The 11,989-nt window shown below is 35.0% G+C and carries 12 protein-coding genes; 11 read left to right on the forward strand and 1 reads right to left on the reverse strand.

Annotated features, from left to right (window positions below):
- Positions 1-27: 27 nt before the first annotated feature.
- The 11 genes from ABC228_RS01430 (at position 28) to ABC228_RS01480 (ending at position 10,996) form a co-directional block, all read left to right on the forward strand.
- A complete protein-coding gene (locus ABC228_RS01430; protein ID WP_345823308.1) occupies positions 28-465 on the forward strand; it encodes a tail assembly chaperone in 438 nt (145 codons plus the stop codon).
- On the forward strand, positions 354-800 hold the full coding sequence (locus ABC228_RS01435; RefSeq protein WP_345823309.1) for a hypothetical protein: 447 nt from the start codon (positions 354-356) through the stop codon (positions 798-800). Before ABC228_RS01430 ends, ABC228_RS01435 begins: the two co-directional genes overlap by 112 nt.
- 2 nt (positions 801-802) lie before the next feature.
- Entirely contained in the window at positions 803-3,085 is a 2,283-nt protein-coding gene (locus ABC228_RS01440) for a phage tail protein (RefSeq protein ID WP_345823310.1), read from the forward strand.
- On the forward strand, positions 3,085-3,888 hold the full coding sequence (locus ABC228_RS01445; protein WP_345823311.1) for a phage tail domain-containing protein: 804 nt from the start codon (positions 3,085-3,087) through the stop codon (positions 3,886-3,888). The genes ABC228_RS01440 and ABC228_RS01445 overlap by 1 nt, the downstream gene beginning before the upstream one ends.
- A 12-nt stretch (positions 3,889-3,900) precedes the next feature.
- Positions 3,901-5,493, forward strand: a complete 1,593-nt coding sequence (locus ABC228_RS01450; RefSeq protein WP_345823312.1) for a phosphodiester glycosidase family protein — start codon at positions 3,901-3,903, stop codon at positions 5,491-5,493.
- Between the two features lie 9 nt (positions 5,494-5,502).
- Entirely contained in the window at positions 5,503-7,341 is a 1,839-nt protein-coding gene (locus tag ABC228_RS01455) for a phage tail spike protein (protein WP_345823313.1), read from the forward strand.
- Between the two features lie 63 nt (positions 7,342-7,404).
- A complete protein-coding gene (locus tag ABC228_RS01460) occupies positions 7,405-7,914 on the forward strand; it encodes a hypothetical protein (protein ID WP_345823314.1) in 510 nt (169 codons plus the stop codon).
- A 35-nt stretch (positions 7,915-7,949) separates the two neighbouring features.
- Positions 7,950-8,168 carry a BhlA/UviB family holin-like peptide gene (locus tag ABC228_RS01465; protein WP_345823315.1) on the forward strand — a complete coding sequence of 73 codons (219 nt, stop codon included), beginning with the start codon at positions 7,950-7,952 and terminating at the stop codon, positions 8,166-8,168.
- A gap of 49 nt (positions 8,169-8,217) precedes the next feature.
- On the forward strand, positions 8,218-9,765 hold the full coding sequence (locus ABC228_RS01470) for a glycosyl hydrolase family 28-related protein (protein WP_345823316.1): 1,548 nt from the start codon (positions 8,218-8,220) through the stop codon (positions 9,763-9,765).
- A gap of 74 nt (positions 9,766-9,839) precedes the next feature.
- The gene (locus tag ABC228_RS01475; protein ID WP_345823317.1) at positions 9,840-10,073 is read left to right on the forward strand and encodes a phage holin; all 234 of its coding nucleotides are present in this window, start codon (positions 9,840-9,842) and stop codon (positions 10,071-10,073) included.
- A 50-nt stretch (positions 10,074-10,123) separates the two neighbouring features.
- Positions 10,124-10,996, forward strand: a complete 873-nt coding sequence (locus ABC228_RS01480) for an N-acetylmuramoyl-L-alanine amidase (RefSeq protein ID WP_345823318.1) — start codon at positions 10,124-10,126, stop codon at positions 10,994-10,996.
- Between the two features lie 74 nt (positions 10,997-11,070).
- Here the strand turns inward: ABC228_RS01480 and ABC228_RS01485 are convergent, their stop codons facing one another.
- Positions 11,071-11,886, reverse strand: a complete 816-nt coding sequence (locus ABC228_RS01485) for a DUF5677 domain-containing protein (protein WP_345823319.1) — start codon at positions 11,884-11,886, stop codon at positions 11,071-11,073.
- Positions 11,887-11,989: the final 103 nt, after the last annotated feature.

The raw sequence follows: 11,989 nt of genomic DNA on the forward strand, positions 1-11,989 counted from the left end.
CCTCAATTCAATTTAGGAGGATGACTAATGTATTTAGAGATAGATGGAAAACAAGTTGAAGCTAAAGCTAGTTTTAAATTCGAACGCACCGCAGAAAAGAAATATCGTGATGATAAACAGGAATACTCTGCGTTAGAAAAGATATATCAAGATTTAATGGCATATAAGACAGGCGCATTACTTAAGTTTTGGGATTGTGCTACTTCTCATCATGGAAAGAATCAACCTAGTGTCGAAAAAATCGAAAATGCACTTGAGGAACAAATCGAAAATGGAGACGTGGAACAGTTATTTAAAGATGCGTTCCGAACGATTGATGAATCGGGTTTTTTCAGACTACAACTAAGAGAATTTTGGAACAATCTAGATTTAATCGACAGATTAGCGAAGAACGAGGAAGAAAAAGAACAAGCGAAAGTAGCGAAGGAAATGTACCAAAGCAAAAGAGAGCAATTACTAGCATAGAAAAAGTCTTCGAGGATTCTGCTAGATATTTAGGTGTTTTTGATACAGACCTTATTCTGTCTTGGACACCGAAAGAGTATCGAGCATTTTTGAAAGGTGCACAATACCGACAAATAGATGATTACGAATACATGGCTAAAAGTGCAATGGCTATTGGGTATGCTTCTAGAGCAAAACGACCAAAAGAGAAACGCATATTTGATGCAAAACGAATGAGAAAGAAATTAGAAACCGGTCAGGATTATGATTTAGAACAAATGAAACGTTCTTCACGATTAAATAAAGCACTAAAAGGCTTTGAACCTAACTTTATTCCCAAGAAGAAAGGGGGATAACCATGAATGAGCGTTTAAATGCCATAGTAGGTGCTAAAATAAGTGAATTTAGACGTAAAATGGCGCAAGTAAAGGCAACTGCTATGGCATTACCAAAAAATATTGTGATTGAAGTCGAAGCAAGGGTAGACAAAACGCAGAAAAGACTTGATCGCTTAGCTAATTCTATACGAACATTACAAACAATAGGTGGAAACATGGCAAAGGGTGGACTAATTGCATTAAGTCCTAGTGCTATACCAGTATTAGCAGGATTAACAGCAGCACTTGCTATGTTAGGACCAATGTTGGCGGTAATGGGAGGCGGTGCATTAGGTTTGGCAGCTGCCTTTGGTGTTGCGGGAACAGGATTGGCTGCATTTGGAACAATCGCAATACCAACTATGTCTCGTATAGCAAAAGCGCAAAACGAAATAGCTAAGGCCGAGGAGAAACTAGCTAAAGCCGATACTGCAGAAGAACGAGCCAAAGCACAGGCGGAATTAAATGCAGTCTATGACAAGTTAAGTGGAAGCCAACAAGGTTTTATTAAGTCATTAAATAGCTTCAAATCTTTTTGGGGTGATTTTGTAACATCTTTCGAAACACCTATGTTAAATATATTCTCACAAGGTTTAACTACCCTTCAAAAAGCTCTAAAGAAGCTCGCACCGGTATTTGATAAGGCATTAAGTGCAATGAATACATTGATGAGTGATTTAGATAAGTCACTATCAAATCCAACGGTTGTAAAGTTTATTGAGTTCTTAGCTGCCAATGTTGAACCTATGATGACAAAGTTGGGGCGAGCATTCGGTAATATCGCATTAGGCATTATGGATATGATGATGGCGTTTAAACCATTAATGGATATGATGGCTGATGGCTTCCTTGAAATGTCAAGAGGTTTTGCTGAATGGGCGAAGGGGTTAGCCGATAGTCCAGGATTTCAAAAATTCGTTTCATATGTACAAGAAAACCTACCCAAGGTTAAAAATATATTTAAGGATGCGTTTCTAGGTATTATTGATCTATTTGCTGCATTTGCACCATTAGCAGCCGATATGATGTCTGGTTTAGAAGATTTAATGGCGAAATTTAGGAAATGGGCTTCAAATTTAGAGAGTAATGATGCTTTTCAAGGATTCATTCAATATATCCGAGACAATGGCCCGAAGGTAATGACATTCTTCGGAGAGTTTATCAGACTAATTGCAAATCTAGTAAAAGCTGTCGCTCCATTGGGTGCACAAATGCTAGAATTAGTGAATAAATTTTTAATTTGGTTCAATGGTTTTATTGAGAATAATCCATGGTTTCAAAAGTTTATCGGTTTTATGATTGTGTTTGGTGGCGTACTCCAAGCAGTGTTACCTATCATAATAGGTGTAATTTCTTTCTTCGGTGGATTGTTTAATACAATTAAAACGAAAGTATGGCCTTGGTTACAAAAACTTTGGACGACAATTGCAACAAAATTACTTCCTTTCTTAGGGAAGATTGGCGGAGTGATAGGAAAAGTATTACCTTGGATTGCTAAAATCGGAGGTTTTTTCTTGCGATTCCTAACTGGTCCAATCGGCTGGGTAATTCAAATAGTAATTCTCTTGGTTCAAGTTATCGTCAAATATTGGGATCAAATTAAATCCTTTACGAAGAAAGTTTTCTCGGCTATCGCGGACTTCTTTAAGAGTATCTGGAATGGCATTAAAAACTTCTTCACAGATACTCTTGTTGGATTACGTGATAAAGCTAAGGAAAAAATGGAATCTATGAAAAATGCCATTAAAGATAAGATGACAGGTATTTGGGATGGAATTAAAAGTATTTGGGACAAGATTACAGGTTTCTTTGATGACATCAATCTCTTTGATAGCGGTAAGAAAATCATTCAATCAGCTATTGATGGGATAAAGTCGATGATAGGAAAAGTTGGTGATGTAGTTGGTAATATCACACAAAAAATACGTGATTTCTTCCCATTCTCACCACCAAAAGAAGGTCCATTACGTGACTTGCATAAAACAGACTTTTCATGGGCGATTACAAAGTCCATTAATGACAGTAAAGCAAGTATTCAACGAGCTATGAATGGCATGCTACAACCTACAATGGCATTAGGCTTCGGCGGCGTAAGTGTAGGAGCTCCTACTTCATATGATTCTAGAGAAGAAACATTTGTTAGTATGCAGGGTGTATTTGATGGTGCTGAAATTACAATCCGTGAAGATGCAGATATAGAACGTATCGCAATAGCATTAGCAGAACGGACAAAAGATTCTAAACGTACAAGGGGGATTAGGTGATGTTGAGTATAGATGGCGTACACATTGAAAAAGACCTAGGATTACATCTATTAGAAAGTTCTAACGAGCCTATTCTCCCTAGTACAAGAGATAACGTTGTATCAATACCTGGTAAACATGGAGCCTATGCATTTAAGGCTTATATGTCTGAAAAAACATTTTTTCAAGAGGTATTGATTCCAACACAAGCGACACTGTTTGATGTGCAAAACATCATACGCAAAATAACGCCTCTGATATTAGACCAATATGGGAATCCGAAAGAAGTGGAATTAAAGTGGGATTATGATCCAGATAAGTATTATCGAGGGGTTTTTAGTGGTTATGTTTCAATTGACCGCATTCATAGAGCAGGTAAATTTTATTTACCCTTTACTGCATATGATCCTTATGCTTATTCGGTTGTTTATGCAGATGAAGTTACTTGGGGAAGTGAAGTGTTAACCTTTGAATCTTCTTATGAACTTGGCCATACCGGAACTGATGGTATAACAAAAATAATTGCTCCCACTACACTAAATGCATTTTTAGATGGCTATGCAGTAAAACCAATATTCGAAATAAGCGGAAGCGCTGATAATTTGACTGTAACAAATGGTGAACAGTCTTTTTCTTTGCCTTCTTTTAATGGGGATTGGGTAATCGATTGTGAAAGATACACCGTAACCAAAAATGGTACAAATGTATTTAGTGAAGTTTCGTTGCGTGAATTTTGGCTTAACAAGGGATCTAACTTCATTGTAATAGGTGGTTTTAATTTAGATATAAAGATTCGGATGAAGTTCCGTGACCGTTATTTGTAAAGGAGTGAGAACATGGCAGAGATACTAGAAACCGATAAGTTGAACCAAGGTAGGCAAAAACTTAACAATGCAATAAAACAAGCAGAAAATGCTTTGACTAATTCAAGAAAAGCGTTGTCTAACTCTGAAAGTACACAAAAACAGTTGAATCAAGTTGTAATACAAGGTGATTCATCAGTAGAAGCAGCTCAAGCTAGAGTAGATACAGACGGAGTTTCACATACAACTTTAAAAGATAGATTAGATTTTGAACATGTAGAAGTAACGAATTCTATAGCAACAAAAGCAACCGAAACACAAGTAATAAGCGAAAATGCTTATTATCATGAAATCTCAACTAAAAAATATCGTGATGCGACTTCATTAACCGACTATTACTTAACGTCTATCAGCAATGTAGATAGCGATGGAAAATTAATTGAATTAAAAAGAGGTTTTGCATCCGACACACCAAATGCTGGGTTTTCGGAAACTGCTAGGAGTTTTGCGAATAGGCATAATGCTACTTTGACATTAAATGCTTCTGTATTCGATACAAATACATCTTTACCATTAGGCACTGATATTTTCGAGGGTGCAATCATCCAAGAAAATCTAACAAGAAATTACTACACGCTGGGAATTAAAACTGATAACACACTAGTGGCATATCCTCCAGGTACAACAGCGCAATCAATATTAGATGATGGCTGCAACAATGCTTTATCATCATTTATACCACTAATCGAAAAGGGGGCTTCTGTAAGTCAATCTGTGTTGGATACGTATGCTGGCGGTACTGATCGACACCCAAGGCAAGTAATAGCACAATTTAGTAATAAAGACATTCTTATATTTACTTGTGAAGGTAGAACACAACAAAATCAAGGAATGATCACTGATGATCTAATTCGTATCTTGTTGGCGCAGGGAGTAGACTTCGCTTATTTGCTTGATGGTGGTGGTTCAGCTCAAACTGTTGTAAGAGGTTCTACTAGTAACACTTCTGTTTTTGAGGAAAACGAAGAAGAAGAAGGTTATATTGAGTTTGGGGAACGTAAGGTAATTGATTTCCTATATATCTCTAAACCAATAAAAAGTAAAAGAGATAAGGATATAGCTATCCTAAATAAAGATATTGGTGAAGTGAATCGTAAAGCGAATGATTTGTACAATGATTTGTATTATAAAGTCGATATGAACAATGGTTACATTCGTTTAAAAGCACCATCAGAGTTTAAATTCCAAGGTGTTGAGGTTTGGGAGGGCGCTACTAGAAAAGCTAAATTACAACTTGAAGAAAATAGGATTGGCTACTTTGATTACGTAAATGGAAAAGCAATCTTAAATGTAACCAATACAGGAGATATTACAACAGATAAGGGGACAATTGGTAAGTATAACAAAAATGCCACAGTAGTGACTAACGCAAACACCATAACTGAAAATGGTCCTTACTGGATCACTTCTGGGGGATCCAACACACCAGATTCTGGGTTATCTTGGAGTATTACTCACGAACAATTAGATTCACAATCTGCAATCCAAACTGCTAAATCTTTCACAACTCCTGTACAAGTAATGGACAGAAGAAAAGTTGGTGGATCATGGCAAGCTTGGGGATAATGAAGGTAGGTGATTGTTATTATCATCATAAAAGATATTAACTTAAATGAAATCGGCATCCTAGATAATGTGTATAATATACAAGTAGAGAGGGCGGTCAACGAAGTGTGGCAGTCCTCTTTTTCTATGCCAATTGATGACCCTAAAAACAAATTATGCAGTCATTTTAATTTTGTTGAGATTATATCCAAGAGTGGACGTAATTACGGAATGTATCGACTAATGCCAACTGAGACAAAAAAGAGTGACAATAGTATTACGTATAAATGTGAACATGTATTTGCTACACTCATGGATGATGTAATAGATGGTTATTTGCCTGCAATGATTAACCAAACAACTAGAGTTAATTTGCAACGATTATTAGACTTGCAAACTACAAAGCACTGGGTGTTAGGTGCGGTTGAATTTGAACGATACTTCCAATATTCCTTTGAAAACGAAAATGGAATACTAGCACCAATCTTAAGTATTCCGCAACCGTTTAATGAACCATATGAATTTAGTTTCGACACAACCGTTTACCCTTGGAAGCTTAATTTAATTCGTTCTAGTGATGAGGTAAAAGCAGAAATTCGCTGGGGTAAGGATATGGTAGATTTTGAAAAAGTTTCCGACCCTTCTGAGATAGTAAACTACATTATTCCTAAAGGTGCTGGTGAGGGTGTTAATCAACTTACGATTGAAGATGTGAACAATGGAAAACGATATTTAAAGGACGATGAATCAATTGCTAAGTGGGGTAAGAAAACATACATTTGGATTGACCAACGATTTACGAATTCTGAAACATTAAAGGCCAATGCAGAATCACTTTTAGAACAATGGAAAGACCCTAAAATATCGTTTAAATGTAGTTCAGTTGATTTGTCTATTCTTCCCGAACATCAGTCTGAAAGAAAAGTGCTAAACGGTATTACTCGAATCATTGTTGAGGATAAAGAATATAGTGGGCGCATTTTAAAAGAAAAAGTAACGTTGGATAAGGAGCATGAAGTGGAATACGAAATCGCAAATAAATTAGATGACATTGCTACCACTCAAGCTGATTTGGAGCGAAAACAACAAGTTAATGAAGCGTATAGTCAGGGTGCAACTAATATCTATGCTGACAGTTTAGATTTAAATTGTGATCCTTCTAATCCAGCTCTGTTTAAGTTCTATATCTATGAAGATTACATCAACATCAACAAACTTGATTTAACTTTTGAGACCACTTATTTTGAAGGTTACATTAAGGCAATGGAAAGTGCAGGACAAGTAGTGCAAACTGCAACCACTGAAGGTGGTGGAGGTGTGATAAAGTCAGAAACAACAGGAAACGGCGGCCAAGTTGTTCATAGTCAATCTTATACAAGTAGCTTTACAGCACCAAACTTTTTCCTGTATTCAAGTTCACCTGTGGGAGTAGGAACAGGTCAGATACCACCTTTTGAGGAGCACTTTCACGCAGTAGAAGTTGTGAATGAATTAAACCACAGACATTCTGTGCCAATATCAATTACCATACCAGGACACAGTCATCCGTTTACAATAGACTTAGAACCTCACGTTCATGATTTGAAGATCAATATGCCAGGTCATGTTCATCCAATTACGTATGGCATTTTCAAATACTCAATCCTTCCAACTTCCATACAAATAAAAATCGATGGAAATGTTGTTGATTATAATGCTCTTAAAGGGGAAAATTTAGATTTAACGCCATACTTACAAAAGGACAGTGAAGGGAAAATTACTCGTAATCGTTGGGCGAGTATAGAAATCACACCAAACAATTTAGCGAAAATTAGGGCGAATTTATATGTTCAAGTATTTATCCAAAGTCGAGGTACAAAAACTTTGTAAAATTTAATCGTTTTTTTACTAATTGGTTTATAATGGTAGTAAAATGGGAGGGATAAATAGCTTATGAGAAAAGTTTTGTCTAGCATAGCGGTTATTAGCGTGCTTGGAATTGGTGGTGTGTTAGCATTTAGCTCTAATGGAGATACGGAAAAAGATGCAGTAAATGCTTCGTCAGATGTTCAAGAAAAGGAGGAAGTTATTATAGAACCACCAACAGAAAGAACCGTCGATACCAAAGGAGATGTGCCTTGGAAATATCTTAGCGCAGAGAGTGTAGAGGCTGAACAGAATAATGGTGAGATAGTATATTTATTCTCTGATGCAGAAGCATTAGAGGATTATACAATACAATTATCGCAGAATCCAGATACCTCTCCTTATGATAAAGATACGCTTTCTACAAGTTGGGCAAATCATATGACCGCGTTTATTGATGGAGTAGCTAAATACTATCCTGACAGTGAGCAATACTTTGCAAAATTAAAGGAAGCTAAAAATGCCATGGAAAAATTCAATTATGAGATTGTACCAAAGTTAATCGAAGAAGCAAAAACATTAAGAGAATCCGAATAGGGTTCTTTTTTTATGCTGAAAAATAGGAGGTAGCTATGGAGGAAACATTAATTCAGTATTTTCTTACGCAAGGACCATTTGCGGTCCTTTTTGTTTGGCTTTTTTACTCAAGTAGAAAGGAGTCAAATGAAAGAGAGAAGCAACTGTACCAGACTATAGATGATCAAAATGAAATACTGAAAGGATTTAGTTCAAAGTACGATATTGTTATTACGAAACTAGATGATATAGAAGATCGTTTGCCACCAAAGTAAGTTTTAACAAAAAGAATTTATATACTATAGACTTGAGGAGGTAACTTTAATGAATTTAGTAAACAGAATAAACATTAAGGATTTTGGAGCAGTAGGCGATGGAGTTACAGATGATTCTAAAGCATTTCAATATGCTCTTAATCTAGCTAGAGAAGAAGGGGCCGTTGACATTTATGTTCCATCAGGTATTTATCGATGGGGAAGTCCTATAGTTTTATATAGCAACTCGTCTATTACATCTGCACCACAAACCGTATTTTTAAGAGGGCATAATGCTTCAATGATTCAGAACGGTACCAGCAGTGACAATTTCACAGGGTATAATGGAAATGGAAATATTACGATAAATGGTGGTATTTTCGATTGTAACTTAGAAGAAATAGATGATGATTGTAGTGTATTTCAACTATCTCATGCTGAGAATCTGAATTTTATAAACCTGACTATAAAGGATGTTTTCGGAGGTCATGCTTTTGATCTTTCAGGGGTTAGAAATGTAGTTATTGATAGATGCTCGTTTTTAGGATATAGAGACTTTCCAGATGGAAGTAGGAATTATTCAGAAGCGATTCAGCTCGACCTTCAAACATCAGGTGGGTTTCCTCTATTTGGAGAACATGATAATACTCCAACTTACGATGTCACTGTGAGTAATTGTTATTTTGGTCAAAGTGGTACAAACAATACTACCTCTTGGCCAACTTGTATAGGTCACCATTCATCAGTTCATAATAAATGGGTTCATACAGTTTATATTTCAAATAATATTTTTGAAAACACTGTTAATAGCGCAATTCGATTAATAAAAAATAACAATGTTCTAATCGAAAATAATACTTTTAATAACTGCAATAGCTTTATCGAGATGAATATTTCAAATAATGATGTTCAATCTGCAAACTCTATTGCTATTAAAAATAATTACTTTAATGGAATTGTGGGAGAAAATAATCCCATTACCATTATTGGAAATGAATTTGCCCAATATAAGGACATTGAGATATCATCCAACACTTTTAAAAACATATTAGGAGGTAGTGGTGCCATATATAGTAACTATTCAAATGGATTAAAAATCCTTTATAATAGGTTCTTTGATTGTGCAAGGGCAGCATGGGTTTTAAATTCTGAGGATGTTATGATTGCTAATAATTCCGCAGACACTTGTATTTATGAGATGCTATATTGTCAGAATATAGATAACCTCTATATAACCAGTAATATTGTTAACTCATCTGGTAGAGCTGGAATTAATTTAGCTGGAGTTAAAAAGTCCATTGTTGAGGCTAATATAGCTAGAACAACTAGCGCTGAAACAACTAATTTAAGAAGTGGAATTGTTTTGAGTACCAATTGTGATGATGTCCTTATTAAAGATAATAAGATATCGTTATCAAACAATAAATACGGATTAGAGGTTACAGGTTCTTGTACAAATATTCAATCCTTAAATAATAATGTACAGGGAATAGAAGGTCCTATATCGATTCCAGTTAACTCAGGGTTTGATGGATTAGTAATTAATAGTGTAAATGGGACAAAATATAAGATGACTATTGATGATAATGGAAGTCCTGAATTTAGTCAGTTGATATAAAATTTAGTTAATGAAAACAGAGTAAAGGCCAATGCGGATTGGTCTTTTTTCTATTATATAGAGGAGGTGAAAATATGGATAAAGGATCTTTAATTCGTACCGTAGTATTAATTGTAGCTCTTATTAACCAATTCCTTGTAGTGTTCGGAAAATCACCACTGCCGGTAGAAAATGAATTAATTGAGCAACTTATATCTGCGGGTTTTACATTTGTTGCTTCCATAGTTGCTTGGTTTAGAAATAACTACGTAACTACTAAAGGAGACTTGCAGAAGAAAGTATTACAATCTCAGGGATTACTTAAATAATGAGGCGCTATTATATGCACCTTTTTACTTTTTTGAAAGGATGAAAATTTATGGCGAAAAGAATTGATGATGCAGGACACGGTGGAGCAGATCCAGGAGCACAAGCGAATGGCATTAAAGAAAAGGTTTATACCCTTGAAGCTGCTAAGTATGTGAATGCTAGATTAAAAGAGTTAGGAATAGATAGTAATATGACTCGTACATCGGATGTTACTTTAGATCAAAAAGACCGTACCTCCAAAACGAGTCGTTACGCTAAAGGTATATCTCATCACTATAATGCTGGTGGAGGAGCAGGTGCTGAGTTCATCTACTCTATTTATGCTGATGGTAAATTTGAGGATATCTTGATTGATGAATTTAAGAAGGCTGGTTATCCAGTAAGGTGTAAATTCCAACGTAGATACCCCAATAAATCTAATTGGGATTATTACTACATGCATCGAGAAACAGGCAAGTGTAGAGTGACAATTGTTGAATATGATTTTGTTGATGGCCCAAATGCATATAAGTTGAAGCGTAAGTCTTATCGTGAAGGAATGTATGAATGTGTTATCAAAGCTATCTGTCATGAAGAGAACGTGAAGTATGTTGCTCCTGGTAAAAAAGTAGACAAGCCTTCTAATGATGTTCACGTTGTCAGAACAGGGGACACACTTTGGGGTATAGCAAAAGATAACGACACTACAGTTGCAGTGTTAAAACAACTTAATGGATTAGAAGGCGAGCTCATTCACCCTGGAGATCAAATAAAGCTTCCTAGTTCTAACCCATTGAAAAAAGAGTATTACACGATTGAAAAAGGAGATACTCTTTGGTATTTGGAGAATAAATTCAAATTAGATCATGGCGATTTACAAAAATTAAACCGTGATTTAAGACCGAAATATCTACGTATTGGTCAACGGATAAGAATTAAGTAAATATATAATAAAACTATCACTTATTAGTCTAATTAATGCAAAATCCCCATCTGGATCCAGTTGGGGATTTTAATCTAAATGGGATTAAGTGAATCATTAAATTTATTGTTCAAAAGTGAAAATTCCTTTTCATAGTTTTCAAGATTATCAACCTCATATAGCTTAATTAACACTGAAATCACTTTATCCACAATGTCAATACAAGGCACTAATATCAGATTCGAATCATTCTTTACTTCCTCAATATCCGGGTACCATTTTATTGTATTGATTTCATTATTACTTCCTATTAAAAATAAACTTTCAATTGTACTAGGGTTTGCATGAATTTCAGAGCTGCATAATCTATAAACGTAAGAATACATTTCTTCTAAACCAACAATTTGAGATAGGTCTTCTAGTTTAGGTAATTTCTTAATATTACTTTCTTCTATCTTAGCTTTTAGTTCAATTATTTCCTCTTTAGTGACTGATTGTAACACTCCACCGCTGAATCCTTTTATTTTATTTTCCGATATAGTATTCATCCACTTCAGTCTATTCAGTTCATCCTGTTGCAGGTACTGAACAGAGTTTTTATATTCCAACGAGCAATATTTTAATATTATTAATTTTTCTACCATAGTTCTAAGTATTATCTTTGCATCCTTTGTTAATCCTCTAAGAGTCAATTCATATATTGAGTAAAGATTATTTAATATTAGTATAAATAGCCCTGATACTGTAACTTCTTGAGCATTATTATTATGTATTTTTAGATCGAACTTCAACTTATGACCTAATTTATTATATTCTTTAAGTATCACGAATAATTTTCTATTACTATCATAGATATCTTCAGATAGTCCTTCCACCTCTTTTGAAAAAAATCCTTCATAATTAAATGACATATAACCCCTCCTATTAAACTATCTTCTATTTAAATAATATCACATGACAATTTTGGAAAAAAAGTTTTGTTTGGTGGTTTGAATTGAATGAATTATGCTATTT

Origin of the sequence: Ornithinibacillus xuwenensis, from assembly GCF_039614845.1 — a bacterium.
GTDB lineage: Bacteria > Bacillota > Bacilli > Bacillales > Amphibacillaceae > Ornithinibacillus > Ornithinibacillus xuwenensis.

Bases quoted from the DNA above. Each gene is read 5' to 3' on its own strand.
- ABC228_RS01445 (WP_345823311.1), top strand. From the start codon at position 3,085: ATGTTGAGTATAGATGGCGTACACATTGAAAAAGACCTAGGATTACAT.
- ABC228_RS01465 (WP_345823315.1), top strand. From the start codon at position 7,950: ATGGAGGAAACATTAATTCAGTATTTTCTTACGCAAGGACCATTTGCG.
- ABC228_RS01475 (WP_345823317.1), top strand. From the start codon at position 9,840: ATGGATAAAGGATCTTTAATTCGTACCGTAGTATTAATTGTAGCTCTT.
- ABC228_RS01470 (WP_345823316.1), top strand. From the start codon at position 8,218: ATGAATTTAGTAAACAGAATAAACATTAAGGATTTTGGAGCAGTAGGC.
- ABC228_RS01440 (WP_345823310.1), top strand. From the start codon at position 803: ATGAATGAGCGTTTAAATGCCATAGTAGGTGCTAAAATAAGTGAATTT.
- ABC228_RS01450 (WP_345823312.1), top strand. From the start codon at position 3,901: ATGGCAGAGATACTAGAAACCGATAAGTTGAACCAAGGTAGGCAAAAA.
- ABC228_RS01430 (WP_345823308.1), top strand. From the start codon at position 28: ATGTATTTAGAGATAGATGGAAAACAAGTTGAAGCTAAAGCTAGTTTT.
- ABC228_RS01485 (WP_345823319.1), bottom strand. From the start codon at position 11,886: ATGTCATTTAATTATGAAGGATTTTTTTCAAAAGAGGTGGAAGGACTA.
- ABC228_RS01460 (WP_345823314.1), top strand. From the start codon at position 7,405: ATGAGAAAAGTTTTGTCTAGCATAGCGGTTATTAGCGTGCTTGGAATT.
- ABC228_RS01480 (WP_345823318.1), top strand. From the start codon at position 10,124: ATGGCGAAAAGAATTGATGATGCAGGACACGGTGGAGCAGATCCAGGA.